The sequence below is a fragment of the Archangium violaceum Cb vi76 genome, assembly GCF_000733295.1.
Lineage (GTDB): Bacteria > Myxococcota > Myxococcia > Myxococcales > Myxococcaceae > Archangium > Archangium violaceum.
This window is the reverse complement of record NZ_JPMI01000036.1, coordinates 1-15259: the sequence shown is the minus strand read 5'-3', so window position 1 is coordinate 15259 and position 15259 is coordinate 1. Positions and strand designations below refer to the sequence as shown.

Sequence of the window (15259 nt, the reverse complement as noted above, 5' to 3'; positions counted from 1 at the left end):
CCCTCTGACATGGGGTCTGATAATGTGCGTTATGTAAACTCAGCCCACGGGCCGTCCAAGGGGTTCCCAATCCAGGTCCGGCGGCCGTACTGGCATGTGTCTCCCCATCCCCCAATCCCCAGGTCGGATCGCGACGGGTCGCGTCAATCGCCACGCTCGCCTGCTCTTCGGAAATCAAAGCCCCACTCATGAGTTCAGGGGCCGGGAATTTCTCCCCGCTTGACCGGGACCGGCTGTTCCCAGGACAACCCCGCCGCATCTCTTCCGGCTCCCGGAAAGGAACTTCAACTCCATGAAGCGTCTTCTCATCGTGGCCTCCCTCCTCGGCGCCGCCCCCGCGCTCGCCGATGAGGGCATGTGGACCTACAACAACTTCCCCTCCGCCAAGGTCAAGGAGAAGTACGGATTCGAGCCCTCCCAGGACTGGCTCAACAAGGTCCGTCTGGCCTCGGCCAAGTTCGGCGGCGGCTGCTCGTCCAGCTTCGTCTCCCCGGAAGGCCTGGTGATGACCAATCACCACTGCGCCCGCGGCTGCATCCAGCAGCTCTCCACCGCCAAGAAGGACTTCATCGCCAACGGCTTCTACGCCAAGACCCAGGCCGAGGAGATCCAGTGCCCGGCCCTCGAGCTCAGCCAGCTCGTGGAAATCACCGACGTCACCGACAAGCTCAACACCGCCACCCAGGGCCTCACCGGCAAGGCGTACGCCGACACCCTCAAGGCCGAGATGTCCAAGCTGGAGAAGGCCTGCACCGCCGGCGCCTCGGACGTGCGCTGTGACGTGGTGACGCTCTACCAGGGCGGCAAGTACAACCTCTACCGCTACCAGCGCTACCAGGACGTGCGGCTCGTGTTCGCCCCCGAGCACGCCATCGCCTTCTTCGGCGGCGACCCGGACAACTTCGAGTTCCCCCGGTACGACCTGGACGTCACCTTCGTGCGCGCCTACACCAAGGACGGCAAGCCCGCGAAGACCCCCAACTACTTCAAGTGGTCCGAGAAAGGCGTCAAGGAAGGCGATCTCACCTTCATCTCCGGCCACCCCGGAAGGACCTCGCGCGGCCTGACGGTGGCGCAGCTCGAGTACCTGCGCGACACCGGCCTGCCCAAGCAGATCTTCAAGCTCTCGGAGGTCCGCGGCATGGTCACCGAGTTCCAGAACCGCGGCGCCGAGCAGAAGCGCATCTCCAACAACATGCTCTTCGGCGTGGAGAACGCCCTCAAGTCCACCAAGGGCAAGCACGAGCAGCTGGTCGACAAGGCCTTCTTCGCCCAGAAGGTCGCCGCCGAGCAGGAGCTGCGCGCCAAGGTCAACGCGGACCCGAAGATGAAGGCCAGGTACGGCAACGCCTGGGATGAGATCGCCCGCGCCCAGGACACCTTCCGCAACATCCGCAAGGACTACGAGAACGTCGAGAACGGCTTCAACTCGCAGCTCTTCTACGTGGCCCGCACCCTGGTGCGCGCCGCCGAGGAGCGCACCAGGCCGGACACCGAGCGGCTGCGCGGCTTCAACGAGGCCAACCTGCGCTCGCTCGAGAACCAGCTGATGAGCAAGGCGCCCATCTACCCCGAGCTGGAGATCGCCCAGCTGACGTTCGCCCTCACGAAGATCCGCGAGGAGCTCAGCCCGGATCACCCGTTCGTCAAGAAGGTGCTCGGCAAGGAGTCCCCCGCGTCGCTGGCCACCCGCCTCATCAAGGGCACGAAGCTGGCCGACCTCAAGCTGCGCGATCAGCTCTACAAGGGCGGCAAGCAGGCCATCGAGGCCTCCAAGGATCCGATGATCCAGCTGGCGGCCCTGGTGGACCCGGACGGCCGCGCCATCCGCAAGACGTACGAGGAGCAGGTGGACGCCGTCATCCGCAAGAACAGCGAGCTGGTGGCCCAGGCGAAGTTCGAGGTCTACGGCACCGGCATCTACCCGGACGCCACGGGCACGCTGCGCCTGTCCTTCGGCTCCGTGAAGGGCTACACCGAGGACGGCAAGCAGGTGGCTCCCATCACCGCCATGGGCAACACCTTCGACCGCCACACCGGTGAGGAGCCGTTCGCCCTGCCCAGGAGCTGGCTCGCCGCGCAGAAGGATCTGACGGCCTCCACCCCGATGAACTTCGTCACCACCAACGACATCATCGGCGGCAACTCGGGCTCGCCCGTCATCAACAAGGACGCCGAGATCGTCGGCCTGGTGTTCGACGGCAACATCCAGTCGCTCGGCGGAGACTACGGCTTCGACGAGAGCGTCAACCGCGCCGTCTCCGTCCACAGCGAGGCCCTCATCGAGGCGCTCAAGAAGGTCTACAAGGCCGACCGCGTCCTCGAGGAGCTGCGCCCGGGCTCCACGCCCACCCTGAAGGCCAGGCCCAACCTGTAGTCCGGCCCGCCGTCCCCTGACATCCCGCTGAAAAGACGAAGGGGCTGCCCGATTGAGAATCCGGGCAGCCCCTTCGTTGTTTCTCACCCTGCCCCCGCGGCTACTCCCACTCGATGGTGGCGGGCGGCTTGGAGGAGACGTCGTAGACGACGCGGTTGATGCCACGCACCTCGTTGGTGATGCGCGTGGAGATGCGCTCGAGCACGTCGTACGGCAGCCGCGCCCAGTCCGCCGTCATGCCGTCCACGCTCGTCACCGCGCGCAGCACACAGGTGGACTCATAGGTGCGCTCGTCGCCCATCACGCCCACGCTCTGCACCGGCAGCAACACCGCGAACGCCTGCCACAGCTCCTTGTACAGCCCCGCGTCCCGGATCTCCTGCTGGACGATGGCATCCGCGCGGCGCACCAGCTCCAACCGCGCCTCGGTGATCTCCCCCAGCACCCGGATGGCCAGGCCCGGCCCCGGGAACGGCTGCCTCGACACCATCTCGTCCGGCAACCCCAGCTCGCGGCCCAGCGCGCGGACCTCGTCCTTGAAGAGCTCGCGCAATGGCTCCACCAGCTTGAGGTTCATCTTCTCCGGCAGCCCGCCCACGTTGTGGTGGCTCTTGATGGTCACGGACGGGCCCTTGTACGACACGGACTCGATCACGTCCGGGTACAGCGTGCCCTGCGCCAGGAACCCGGCGCCCTGCACGTCCCGCGCGGCCTCCTCGAACACCGTGATGAACTCGCGGCCGATGATCTTCCGCTTCTTCTCCGGATCCGTCACCCCGGCCAGCTCCGACAGGAACCGCGCCTGCGCGTCCACCGTCTTCAGCGGCACGTGGAAGCGATCCACGAAGAGCGCCTCCACCTGCTCACGCTCGCCCTGCCGCAACAGGCCGTTGTCCACGAAGATGCACTGCAGCCGCGCCCCCAGCGCCCGGTGCAACAGCAGCGCAGCCACCGAGCTGTCCACGCCTCCCGACAGCCCGCAGATGACCCGGCCGTGCTCGCCCACCTGGCGGCGGATGGCGTCCTCGGCCTCCTGGATGAAGCCCTTCATCGTCCAGCTCCCGCTCACCTTGCAGTCGGTGAACAGGAAGGCGCGCAGCATCTCCTTGCCCATCGGCGTGTGCACCACCTCGGGGTGGAACTGCAGGCCGTAGATGGGCTTGCTCTTGTGCGCCGCCGCCGCGTACGGCGAGTTGCCGCTGCGGCCAATGGCCTCGAAGTCCGGCGGCAGCATGTCCACCCGGTCCCCGTGGCTCATCAACACCTTCACCCGCTCGCCCAGCTTGAAGCCCGCCAGCGGCCCGCGCGCCGCCAGCACCTCCACCTCGGCCGAGCCGTACTCGCGGTGCGCGGAGCGATCCACCCGGCCTCCCAGCAGCTTGGAGATCAGCTGCAGGCCGTAGCAGATGCCCAGCACCGGCAGCCCCGAGCTGAAGACGTAGGGGTCGCACCGCGGCGAACCCTCCGCCTCCACCGAGGCCGGCCCTCCGGAGAGGATGATGCCGCGTGGAGCGAACCGGCGGATGTCCTCCGCGGCGAGATCCGGACGGTGGATCTCACAGTACACGCCGAGCTCTCGCACCCGGCGGGCGATGAGCTGCGTGTACTGGCTCCCGAAATCGAGGATCAGGATCTTCTCAGCGTGAATATCCACACACTCTCCATGAGGGGCGCGCGTTGACGGATGCGGGCCTTATCGCTACAAACTTTCGGAAATCAACCATTAAGTCCCGCTCGAACTCGAAGAGGTCCTGGATGCGCCTGCCCGCCGTTGCAACCGTCCTGCTGCTGTCCGCCACCGGTTGCTTGAAGGAGATCTCCTCGGAAGAGCGTCTGGAGCGCGAATCGCCGAGCCGTTCCTCGGCCGGAGACACCCCGGACGCCGAAGCACTGGCCAAGGTGCACTGCGACGACACCGGCGACGCCCTCACCCAGGCCCGCAACGTCAACCGGCCGGAGGCCGACCGGGTGATGAGCTACATCGACCTCTACACCTCGTTGATGAAGCGCAACGCCACCTTCGAGGAGGCGATGAACCGCAACCCGGACCTCAACTACACCGAGGGCAGCCAGAAGCTGGTCGCCGCCCGCGAGAACTGCATCCAGCAGACCGCGGACGTGAAGGTGGAGTTCGAGACCTACGTGCGCGAGCTGGTGGACCTGCCCACCGTGCAGGAGGTCAAGGGCGGCAACACCGTCACCGTGGCCCGGCTGGACTTCACCACCCTGCGCCAGGCCATCGAGACGCTCAACCCGGATGACAAGGAGCAGCTCCTGGGCAAGGTACTCAACGCGGAGAAGAAGGTGGCCCCGGCCGCGGCTGAGGAGCCCACCGGCGGTTCCAACACCGGCCGCAAGCGCGGCAAGTAGCCGGCGCTCACGGCCCTCCGGCCGGCCCGGGCGCCCTACTCCACCCGGTAGTTGGGCGCCTCCTCGGTGATGATCACGTCGTGCACGTGGCTCTCCTTGAGCCCGGCCGAGGTGATGCGCACGAACTCCGCCTTGGTGCGCAGCTCCTCGATGGTGCCGCAGCCCACGTAGCCCATGCCGCTGCGCAGGCCACCCAGCATCTGGTGGATGTTCATGCTCAGGCTGCCCTTGTACGGCACGCGGCCCTCGATCCCCTCGGGCACCAGCTTCACCGCCTCCACGTCCGACTGGAAGTAGCGGTCCTTGGCGCCCTGCTTCATGGCCCCCATGGAGCCCATGCCGCGGTAGCTCTTGTAGCTGCGGCCCTGGTAGAGGATCACCTCGCCCGGCGCCTCCTCGGTGCCGGCGAAGAGCGAGCCGATCATCACCGTGCTCGCCCCGGCGGCCAGCGCCTTGACGATGTCACCGGAGTACTTGATGCCGCCATCGGCGATGACGGGCACGCCGTGCTTGTCCGCCTCGCGCGCGCAGTCGTCGATGGCCGTGAGCTGGGGCACGCCCACGCCGGCCACCACGCGCGTGGTGCAGATGGAGCCGGGGCCGATGCCCACCTTCACCGAGTCCACGCCCGCCTCGATGAGCGCCCGCGTCGCCGCCGCGGTGGCCACGTTGCCGGCGATCAGCTCGAAGCCGCGGAAGTTCTTCCGCGTGTCGCGCACGGCGTCGATGACGCCCTTGGAGTGACCATGGGCCGTGTCGATGACGATCACGTCCACGCCGGCCTTCACCAGCGCGTCGATGCGGGCCTCACGGTCCGCCGAGGCGCCAATCGCGGCGGCGCACAGCAGCCGGCCCTTGGCGTCCTTGGCCGCGTTGGGCCGGGTCCGCCGCTTCTCCATGTCCTTGATGGTGATGAGGCCCCGGAGCTCGAACTGCTCGTCGACGATCAGCAGCTTCTCGATGCGGTGCTCGTGCAGGAGCTTCTGGGCATCCGTCTGGTTGATGCCCTCGCGGCCGGTGACGAGCTTGCGCGTCATCACCGCCTCCACCTTCTGTCCCAGATCCGTGACGAAACGCACGTCGCGGCTGGTGACGATGCCCACCAGCTTGCGGCCCTGCACCACCGGGATGCCCGAGATGTTGTACTGCCGCATCAGCTCGATGGCCCGGGCCAGCGGCACCTGCGGCTCGACGGTGATGGGATCCACCACCATCCCGCTCTCGAACTTCTTCACCTTCGTGACCTCGAGCGCCTGCTGCTCGGGGGTCATGTTCTTGTGGATGACGCCGATACCGCCCTCCTGCGCCATGGCGATGGCGGTGCGGGCCTCGGTCACGGTGTCCATCGCCGCGGAGAGCAGCGGGATGTTGAGCCGCAGGTTGCGGGTCAAACGGGTCGAGAGATCGGCGTCCTTGGGCAGGATCGCGCTCTCCGCTGGCTGGAGGAGCACGTCATCGAAGGTCAACGCGAGCCGGACTTCAGAAGGCAGCATGGGGGCTCCCGGGAGCAGCGGGTCATGCCCGCGGTGAAGCCGCTTCCATAAGGGGTGAAAGCCAGGGGCGCAACGATCAAAACCGCCTTTTCACCGGCCGTCTCCCTGGCGTGCAGGCGATTGGTGTTAGGATTACCTCGTGACGCAGCCACACAGCACGACCCAGGGAGAAGCCATCGGGTTGGTCGTCAAGTTGCCCTTCGCGACCCCCGAGGAATTCGTCGCCAAGTACGGAGCCAACGTCACGCGCGGCGGCATCTACCTGCGCGCCAAGACGGTGAAGCCACCGGGTTCCACGGTCACCCTGGATCTCAAGCTGGCCGATGGTTCCCGCATCATCCACGGCACTGCCGTCATCCACTTCGTCACCGGGCAGAACGGGCTGGGAGCCTCCGGCATGGGGTTCCGCTTCCTCACCGTGGACCCCGCCACCCGGCAGTTCCTCGACTCGGCGATCGCTCCCCTTCCGCACGCCCAGTCTTCCCTTCCCCCACTCCCAGCAGGGGTGGGACCGGCGGATTACACGGTCCCCGCCGGAGCGCCGCAGCCTCCGCCGCTGACGGATGCGCCAGCGGTCGCCCCCGCGCCCGCTCCCAACCCCGCGCAGGAGATGCTGGTCCCCGCCCACACCCCATGGCCCGGGACCATCGCCGCCTTCACCCCGCCTCCCGCGCCCCAGTCCAGTCCCATGCCCGCCGCCGAGCCGCCCGCGCCGGCACCCCCGCTCGAGGCCGCGTCCACGGCTCAGTCCTCGCCCGCCGCCGAGCCGCCCGCGCCTGCGCTCCCGCTCGAGGCCGCGCCCACGGCCCAGTCCTCGCCCGCCGTCGAGCAACCCGCCCCTGCGCTCCAGTCCGAGGCCGAGCCCATCGATATCGATGAGGCCGAGCCCATCGATGCCGAACCCATCGATATCGATGAGGCCGAGCCCATCGAGGCAGCGCCCGCCGCTGCGCGGCCCGCGGTCATGGCTTCCCCGCCGCCTCCCCCGCGCCCCTCCGGGGAGACCCCGGCCGTTCAGCAGGTAGCGGCGCCCAGGACTCCCGCGCCCCCGGTGGCATCGAGCCGTCCCGCGCCTCCTCGTGAGCCCACCCAGACGCTCTCCTCGTCGGCCACGCCCATGGTCCCGAGCGCCCCTGCCTTCGAGGCCCCCACCGAGGAGCCCAAGCGCACCGGGCCCATCATCGGCATCGACCTGGGTACCACCAACTCCTGCGCCGGCTACGTGCGCCAGAGCAAGCCGGCCGTCCTCCACAGCCGCGAAGGGCACAACACCGTCCCCTCCATCCTCGCCCTCAACGCCCGCGGCAAACTCGTGGTGGGCCACCCCGCCAAGGGGCAGATGCTCACCAACCCCCGGCAGACCGTCTACGGCGCCAAGCGGCTCGTCGGCCGCCCCTACGAGTCCCCCATCGTCCAGCAGATCAAGGACCGCTTCGCCTATGAGATCGCCCCCGGCGACAACGGCGAAGCGGCGGTGCGGCTCGGAGATCGCATCTACAGCCTGCAGCAGATCTCCGCCCTCATCCTCCGCGAGGTGAGGGAGGTCGCCCAGAACCAGCTCGGCCAGCCCGTCTCGCGCGCCGTCGTCACCGTCCCCGCCTACTACAACGACAACCAGCGCCAGGCCGTGCGCGAGGCCGGACGGCTCGCCGGGCTCCACGTGGAGCGCATCCTCAACGAGCCCACCGCCGCCGCGCTCGCCTACGGCTTCGGCCGCAAGCTCACCCAGCGCGTGCTCGTCTACGACCTCGGCGGCGGTACCTTCGATGCCTCCGTCCTCGAGCTCAAGGACACCCTCTACGAGGTCGTCTCCACCGGCGGCGATACCTTCCTCGGTGGCATCGACTTCGACACCGCCATCGTCGGGTACCTGCTCGAGCAGTTCCGCCAGCAGACCGGCCTCACCATCCAGCTGGACCGGGTGGCCATGCAGCGCATCCAGGACGCCGCCGAGCGCGCCAAGTGCTCCCTCTCCGAGCGCTCACAGGTCCGCGTCCACGTGGCCTTCCTCGCCATGGTCGACGGCAAGCCCGTGGACCTCGACGTCCAGCTCACCCGCGAGAAGCTCGTCGAGCTCACCGAGGAGCTCGTCAACCGCACCCTCCAGGTCTGCGCCGACGTGCTCGACGCCAAGGGCCTCACCCCCAAGGACATCGACGAGGTCATCCTCGTGGGCGGCCAGAGCCGCTCGCCGCTCGTCCACGAGAAGATCAACTGGTTCTTCGGCAAGGTGCCCACCAAGAACGTGCACCCGGACGAGGCCGTGGCGCTCGGCGCCGCCCTGCTCGCCCACAGCCTGGCCCAGAACGACGGCGTGCAGCTCATCGACGTGCTGCCCATGGCCATCGGCGTGGGCCTGCCCGGCGGCCGCTTCAAGCCCGTGCTCGAGCGCAACGCTCCCCTGCCCGCCAACAAGGGCTACCAGATCTCCACCAGCCGCGATGATCAGCAGGAGCTCGATCTCATCATCCTGCAGGGCGACTCCGAGCGCGCCGTGGAGAACGAGTACCTGGGCACGCTGAAGATCTCCGGGCTGCCTGGTGGGCCTCGCGGCTCGGTGAAGGTCTCCGTCACCTTCGCCGTGGACAACGAGTGCATCCTCACCGTCACCGCCCGCGAGCAGACCAGCGGCATCGAGGTGATGAACGCCTTCTCCACCCGCGACAACCCCGAGCAGGTGAAGGCGAAGCTCGGGCCCAACCACCCGAGTCAGCCCGAGCCGCCGCCCATGCCTCGCAGGCAGTCGCTGCCCGGCATGCCCGCCGTGCAGAAACCCACCGCGGCTCAGCCCGTGGCCCTGCCCATCGCCATCGCCGCGACCGCTCGCGACGTGGCCCCCGGTGGATTGGTCGGCTGGTTGAAGCGGATCCTCGGACGCGCGTGAGCCGGAGAGGGGGACCCCGCGAGAGGGGATTTGGGCTCAGTCGCGGACCGGCAGACGATCCGTACCGGAGGGATTCTCCGCCATCTCGAACACGGGCGCAGGAGCCGGCTGGACGTCGGAAGCCGCCGCCGCGCCTGTCAGCAGGTGCGCGGGCACCGGCGAGGCCTTCACCGCCGCATCCAGCGTCGCCCCACGCACGGCCGCGATCCTCTTCCGCCACAGGAACACCCCGAGCCCCACCACCGCCAGGCTGCCGAACACCACCAGCTGCCCCTCCTTCATCCGATCGATCGCGTAGTCCAGCTTGTCCCCGAAGTGGAAGCCGAGCCACACGAAGAACGGCGCGGACAGCAGCGCCGCCAGCCCGTCCCAGAAGAGGAAGCGCCAATACGACATGCCCGCTGAACCGGCGCTGAAGTACGTCACCGCTCGCACCCCGGGCATGAAGCGAGCGATCATCACGATCTTCTGCCCGTGCAGCGCGAACAGCCCCTCCACCCGGGCCCGCTTCTCGGGGGTGATGAACCTGCCCAGAAAGCCGGAGGGAGTGGTAGAGCGCCCCACCTTCGAGCCCAGCCGACGGCCGGCGTAGAAGATGAGGCTGTCACCCACGAGGATGCCCAGGAAGCCGACCAGCATCATCATCGACAGGCTGGCCGCGCCCTTGTGGGCCAGGAAGCCCCCCAGGATGAGCGAGATGTCCTCGGGCAGTGGCACGCCGAGCCCACACGCCACCAGGATGCCGAAAACGGTGGCATAGGCGAAGAAGCCGTGGGTACTGCCCAGCAGGTTGGTGAGGAATTCTTGCACGCTCGTCTCTCTGTCACGTCCGGGGAGACCTGGCAGGCATCGTCATCCGAGCCCTGGCCTCCAGCGCCCCCGCATCAACCGGGTACGCGTCGTCAAAACTCCGAGCCCCCATGCGCCGACTCATAATCCCCTGGCGCGTCCGCTGCTCGAACCGCGAACGCCCGGGCCTTCGTTCGAATGCCCGGCCGCTCCAGGTAGGATTCTGTGGGTGTCTCGAAGATCCGTCGCATCGTCCGCGAGGAAGGTAGCACGGCGCGCAAGGGGGGGTGCTTCAAGTCTTTCCCACGAGCGACTTCATGGCTTCCCGGTTGTCTCGGACCTTCTGGCCAAAGTGGCTCACGATCCCCATCAGCAGCTTCATGCAGGCCTGGGGCTTCTGGATGGTGAGCTTCTGGAAGTCCGCGTGGCGGATCTCCACCGCCGTCACGTCCGTCATGGCCACGGCGGTGCACAGCCGCTCGCCCTTCTGGATGAGGGTCAGTTCACCCAGGGGCTCCCCGGCGACCACATCCCCGAGCGTCACTTCCTCGCCCGCGGTGTTCTTCGCACTCAGCCGCACCGTGCCGTCCCCGACGATGAAGAGGGACTCGCCGGGCCGGTTCTCCAGGAACAGGGCCGAGCCCTTGGGAAAAGCCCGTGCCACTCCGATGGCGGCGAAGATCTGGATGCCGACGTCGGTGAAATCCTTGAAGAGCGGGGATGCCTTGAGTGCGGCTGCAACCTCCATGCGAGGTGGTCCTAACACGCACGCTGGCGGGCGTCACGTTAACGGCTGGTCAGGTGGTCGGCGGCCGTCCGGACGTAGTGCTTCGCGGACTCGAGCAGGAAGCTCCGCTCCTCCTCGGTGATGGCCCGCTTCACCTTGCCCGGAGAGCCCACCACCAGCGAGCCCGGCGGAATCTTCGTCCCCGGCGTGAGCAGGGTACCCGCGCCGATGATGCACTCGTCGCCGATCTCCACCCCGTCCATCACGATGGCGCCCATCCCCACCAGCACCCGGTTGCCCACGGTACACCCGTGCAGCACCACGTGGTGCCCCACCGTCACGTCGTCTCCCACCGTCGTCGAGTACCGGTGGCTCGTGACGTGGATCATCGTGAGATCCTGGATGTTGGTCCTCCGGCCGATGCGGATGGGGTTCAGTCCCCCCGCAGCACCGAGTTGAACCACACCGAGGAGTCCTCCCCCAGCTCCACGTCCCCGATCACCTGCGCCGAGTCCTCCACGAAGCAGCTCGGGTGGACACGCGGGGTTTGATCTCGGAAACGACGCAGGGCCATGGGTGCTCCAGTGGGGGGGAACGAGAGGGGGGAATCAGCTCGGAACGGATACCCTCACCCCGACCCTCTCCCGAGGGGAGAGGGAGGGATGCTCAGGGGGTTCTTGGGATGAGCTGGTCAGGCCACGACGCAGGTTTCGGGGCTCGGGAGATCCGCGGGCGGCACCACCACCGGCTGGCTCAGCACCGCCGTCTGCTTGCCGGACAGCTGGTTCGGCGTCGCGCTCTCCACCAGCACCTTCACGAACGCCCCCGCCGGCGCGTCGCCGTCGAAGTTCACCGTGCGGTTCTCCGGCGTCCGCCCGAAACGCTTCGCCGCGTTGTAGCGCGAGTGGCCCTCCACCATCACCTCCACCTCCTGCCCCACCTGCGACGCCGTGTGCTCCCCGCTGATGCGCCGCTGGATCTTCTGCAGCCGCTCCAGCCGCTCGATCTTCACCTCGTGCGGCACCGCGCCCCACTCGTCCTCCTTCAGCGCCGCGCCCGTCTTCGGCCGGGGGCTGTAGATGAACGAGAACTGGTTCTCGTAGCGCACCTTCTCCGTCAGCTCGAGCGTGAGCGCGAAGTCCTCCTCCGTCTCACCCGGGAAGCCCACGATGATGTCCGTCGTCACCGCGATGCCCGGACGCGCCGCCCGCAGCTTCTCCAGCCGCTCCAGGTACTGCACCACCGTGTAGTCGCGCCGCATCCGCTTCAGCACCGGATTCGAGCCGCTCTGCACCGGCAGGTGGAAGTGCGGCATGATCTTCGGCTGCGTCCGGAACGCCTCGATCAGCTCGTCCGACAGGTCATGCGGGTGGCTCGTGGTGAAGCGCACGCGCTCGATGCCCGGAACCTCCGCCGTCCGCAGCAGCAACTGCGCGAAGCTGATGCCGCCCCGGTACGAGTTCACGTTCTGACCGATCAGCGTCACCTCGCGCACGCCCACCTTCGCCAGGTCCGCCACCTCGGCGAGCACCTCCGGGAAGGCCCGGCTCACCTCGCGGCCACGGGTGTGCGGCACCACGCAGAAGGAGCAGACGTTGTCGCAGCCCTTCATCACCGTGACGAACTCGGTCACCTTGCCGCGGCTCGTCTCGGGGTCCGCGCGAGGGAAGACGTACTCCTCCGAGTCCACCCAGGCCGTCTCCACCACGCGCTCGCGCTCGCCCTGCACGCGGCCGATGATGTCCGGCAGCTTGGCGATGGAGTCCGGGCCGAAGACGAAGTCCAGGTAGGGCACCTTCTTGAGGAGCTTGTCCTTCTCCTGCTGCGCCACGCACCCGCCCACGCCCAGCAGCGTGCCCCGGGCGAGCTTCACCGTGCGGTAGCGGCCCAGGGCCGACAGCATCTTGTCCTCGGCCTTCTCCCGGATGGAGCAGGTGTTGAGGATGATGAGGTCCGCCTCCTCCGGAACCGGCGTGGGCCGGTATTCCAGCTTGCCGAGTACCTCGCTCATGCGGAGCGAGTCGTTGACGTTCATCTGGCAGCCGAAGGTGTGGATGAAGTAGCGCTTCATGGGTCTTTCCGTACGGAGAACGGGCTCTTATCCGACGAGCCCCGGCGGATTGCAACGGTTCCAGCGCCCTGGCGGGCAGGAGGGCGAGCCCCCCTAGGCCCGGGTGAGGGCCTTCTGCATCCGGGTATGGAGGGCCACCAGCTGCTCCTCGTGCTGGTTGAGCAGGTCGATCGCCTCCTGGCCGTAGCGCCGGGCCAGGGGCTCCAGGTCCTCGATGCGGTGCAGCTCGTCCCGGGCCCTGCCGGCCTTCTCCGCCGCGGTGGCATCCGCCTGCTGCTCCAGCTCCGCCAGCCGGGTGCGCAGCCGGCGCGCCGTCCACCGCTGGCCGGCATAGGCGCGCAGCATGGAGTTGCCCAGCTCCACCACCTTCACCGCCAATCCGGACGCCTTCAGGCCGAGCTCGTGTGCGGTGGTGAGCGCATGGGGCTCCCCTGGCCGCGCCTGCTCCACGTGGGCGAGGAAGGCCTCCTGGTAGCGGAGGAGGCCCTGCAGATCGGCCTCGGTGAGGGCGTGGGCGGCGAATCGCAGCGTGCGGGAGTCGGCGGCTCCCATGGCACTGGCCTGCGACACATCGAGATCATCGAACATGGAACGGGACATGGCTGTCTCTCTCAGGCGGGGACGAGCTGCTCCGCGATGCGGGACAGATCGGCCACGGAGTTCACCACCACCGTCTGGTGGCACTCCTTCGAATAGGTGAGCATCTCGCTGTCCCCGAAGCCCCAGTTGGGACGGTCCTCGGGGCAGATCCACAGGAGCCGCTTGCACTTCTGCTTCAGGTCCTTGAGGGCCCAGGCGTTGTTCGCGTTGTAGTTGTTGCGGCCGTCCCCGATGATCATCACCGTGGTGCGGCGCGTGATGCTGCCGAGCTGATCCCTCGTGAACATGGCCAGCGCCCGGCCGTAGTTGGAGTTGGCGGTGAGCGACACGGCCTGCCCCATGGTGGCCAGGTCGATCGCCTTGTCCACCTCCTGCTCCTTGAAGTACTGCGTCACGTCGCCCACGTCCGACACGAAGACGAACGAGCGCACGCGCACGAAGAGCGACTGCAGCGTGTACGTGAAGAGCAGCATCATCCTCGAGGCGTTGCGCACCGAGTCCGAGACGTCACAGAGGACGACGACCTCGGGGCGCTCGGGGCGGCGGGCGCGGAACTGGGGCACCATGGGAATACCCCCCCACGGCAGGTTGCGGCGCAGCGTGCGGCGCACGTTCAGCGCCCCTTCCGCTTCGAGCGCGCCTTGCGGATCAGCCGGGCCTTCAGCTTCTCGGCCAGCGTCTTCACCGCGGACTCCATCTGGTTCACCTCGGCCTGGCTGAGCTGGTGCAGCGGCTTGTCCACCACCCCGCCCGTGGGCTTGCGGATGCGCGCCTCGGCCTGACGCTTCACCTCGCGCCGCGCCGCGTCCTCCACCTTGCGCATGGCCTCGGCCACGTGCCGGGAGACGATCTCCACGCCCTCCGCCGGCAGGCCCCGCTTGCGCAGCTCCTCCTCCAGCGCCTTCAGCTCCGAACGCGCCCGATCCATCCCCGCCGCCACCATCAGCCGCCGCGAGAAGAAGCCCGTCTGCATCGAGCTCTGCATCTGCGACAAGTCGAGCTGCAGCGTGGCCGAGCGGAAGATCTGCGCCAGCCGCGCCCGGTCCCCCATGAGGGCCGCCTGGGCCAGCGGGGACAGCTCGGGGAAGAGCTGGTTCATCTGGAACAGGAGCATCGTCAGGTTGTCGCCCTCGATGAGCCCCTGCTCCTGGATCTGCTGGGCCAGGGACTTGTCGATCGCCTCGAACGTCTTGGCCGCCCCCGAGAAGAAGAAGTCGAAGGCCCGGTTGAAGACGTCCACGTCCTGGTGGCGCTTCACCATCGTGGTCCGCAGCACCGAGCGGAAGATGGCCTTGTCCTCGAGGCCCACCTCGGCGGTGGCACGCGCCGCGTCCGTCACCTCGGACGTGCTCACACGCACCCCGTTCTGACGGAGGACCTCGGCGAATTCGACGATGCGTGCGTCCATGTGCGCAGGTATTCCTAGTGCTAAACGAGTTTGAAAATCAGGACTTATTGCCTGGAAGATCAGGAACGTCGTCGGACTTGAGGATATCTACTTCCGTTTTGAGTCCAAACAAACGCTCCTGGGCACGATCACAGATGTGATTGAACCGTTCCTGCAAGTGCTTGAGCCGCAGGAGGCTGCCATCGGGGCTCAGATCACGCAAAAGCGCCTGTGTAGTTGCATACCTCCAGTCCTTCGATGTCTTTTTTGCTAGAAAAGAGGAGACGGGATGTCCTTTTGAGGCCAGTGACATCATGGCCTCGAACTCATCAAGGGTCACCAGAGTAACAGCCGCAGTGTCTGGGGGCTGCAGGATCCCCATTTCGGAACATCGCTTCTCAATCCATTGATACAGGGCCGGATTCTCACAAAGCTCGTCGAAGGTAATGAGAACTGGGAAAATACGGGTATTGGCAGGAATAGATTTTACTTCGCCACGGCGGATGGCACGCACCTTTTTGTCGAGAAGACGAAGAGCACCTACGCGATGCTCCTTTGTCT

Annotated in this window: 10 protein-coding genes and 2 pseudogenes; 3 read left to right on the top strand and 9 right to left on the bottom strand. The window is 67.4% G+C overall.

Annotated elements, in window-relative coordinates; translation table 11 throughout:
* The first annotated feature begins 292 nt into the window (after window positions 1-292).
* A complete protein-coding gene (locus Q664_RS06435) occupies window positions 293-2377 on the top strand; it encodes a S46 family peptidase (protein WP_043390987.1) in 2085 nt (694 codons plus the stop codon).
* 100 nt (window positions 2378-2477) lie between these two features.
* On the opposite strand, the gene guaA is transcribed toward Q664_RS06435, so the two are convergent.
* Window positions 2478-4031 (bottom strand): glutamine-hydrolyzing GMP synthase, encoded by a 1554-nt coding sequence (gene guaA, locus Q664_RS06430; RefSeq protein WP_043390985.1) that lies wholly within the window; start codon window positions 4029-4031, stop codon window positions 2478-2480.
* 101 nt (window positions 4032-4132) lie between these two features.
* Here guaA and Q664_RS06425 point away from each other — a divergent pair, with 101 nt between their 5' ends.
* Window positions 4133-4747 carry a hypothetical protein gene (locus Q664_RS06425; RefSeq protein WP_043390983.1) on the top strand — a complete coding sequence of 205 codons (615 nt, stop codon included), beginning with the start codon at window positions 4133-4135 and terminating at the stop codon, window positions 4745-4747.
* Between the two features lie 35 nt (window positions 4748-4782).
* Here Q664_RS06425 and guaB read toward each other — a convergent pair whose 3' ends face one another.
* Window positions 4783-6240 carry an IMP dehydrogenase gene (gene guaB / locus Q664_RS06420; RefSeq protein WP_043390981.1) on the bottom strand — a complete coding sequence of 486 codons (1458 nt, stop codon included), beginning with the start codon at window positions 6238-6240 and terminating at the stop codon, window positions 4783-4785.
* Between the two features lie 139 nt (window positions 6241-6379).
* Here guaB and Q664_RS06415 point away from each other — a divergent pair, with 139 nt between their 5' ends.
* Window positions 6380-9124: a TIGR02266 family protein gene (locus tag Q664_RS06415; protein ID WP_235216579.1), complete on the top strand. Its 2745-nt coding sequence runs from the start codon at window positions 6380-6382 to the stop codon at window positions 9122-9124.
* A gap of 36 nt (window positions 9125-9160) precedes the next feature.
* Here the strand turns inward: Q664_RS06415 and Q664_RS06410 are convergent, their stop codons facing one another.
* From Q664_RS06410 to Q664_RS58865, 7 genes and pseudogenes are all read right to left on the bottom strand, one after another.
* The gene (locus Q664_RS06410; RefSeq protein ID WP_043390979.1) at window positions 9161-9934 is read right to left on the bottom strand and encodes a DedA family protein; all 774 of its coding nucleotides are present in this window, start codon (window positions 9932-9934) and stop codon (window positions 9161-9163) included.
* Window positions 9935-10205: 271 nt separating this feature from the next.
* Complete coding sequence (locus Q664_RS06405; RefSeq protein WP_043390977.1) at window positions 10206-10661, bottom strand: Crp/Fnr family transcriptional regulator; 456 nt, start codon at window positions 10659-10661, stop codon at window positions 10206-10208.
* 38 nt (window positions 10662-10699) lie between these two features.
* Window positions 10700-11214, bottom strand: a pseudogene (locus tag Q664_RS06400) (gamma carbonic anhydrase family protein).
* Window positions 11215-11331: 117 nt separating this feature from the next.
* Window positions 11332-12711, bottom strand: a complete 1380-nt coding sequence (gene miaB / locus Q664_RS06395) for a tRNA (N6-isopentenyl adenosine(37)-C2)-methylthiotransferase MiaB (RefSeq protein ID WP_043390975.1) — start codon at window positions 12709-12711, stop codon at window positions 11332-11334.
* A gap of 93 nt (window positions 12712-12804) precedes the next feature.
* Entirely contained in the window at window positions 12805-13311 is a 507-nt protein-coding gene (locus Q664_RS06390; RefSeq protein ID WP_043390974.1) for a hypothetical protein, read from the bottom strand.
* Between the two features lie 11 nt (window positions 13312-13322).
* Window positions 13323-14719, bottom strand: a pseudogene (locus Q664_RS06385) (VWA domain-containing protein).
* 37 nt (window positions 14720-14756) lie between these two features.
* On the bottom strand, window positions 14757-15259 hold a 503-nt coding region (locus Q664_RS58865; protein WP_160174351.1), incomplete at its 5' end, for a hypothetical protein.

Excerpts from the sequence above, each read along its gene's own strand:
- Q664_RS06435 (WP_043390987.1), top strand. The coding sequence starts at position 293 with ATGAAGCGTCTTCTCATCGTGGCCTCCCTCCTCGGCGCCGCCCCCGCG.
- Q664_RS06425 (WP_043390983.1), top strand. The coding sequence starts at position 4,133 with ATGCGCCTGCCCGCCGTTGCAACCGTCCTGCTGCTGTCCGCCACCGGT.
- guaB (WP_043390981.1), bottom strand. The coding sequence starts at position 6,240 with ATGCTGCCTTCTGAAGTCCGGCTCGCGTTGACCTTCGATGACGTGCTC.
- Q664_RS06405 (WP_043390977.1), bottom strand. The coding sequence starts at position 10,661 with ATGGAGGTTGCAGCCGCACTCAAGGCATCCCCGCTCTTCAAGGATTTC.
- miaB (WP_043390975.1), bottom strand. The coding sequence starts at position 12,711 with ATGAAGCGCTACTTCATCCACACCTTCGGCTGCCAGATGAACGTCAAC.
- Q664_RS06390 (WP_043390974.1), bottom strand. The coding sequence starts at position 13,311 with ATGTCCCGTTCCATGTTCGATGATCTCGATGTGTCGCAGGCCAGTGCC.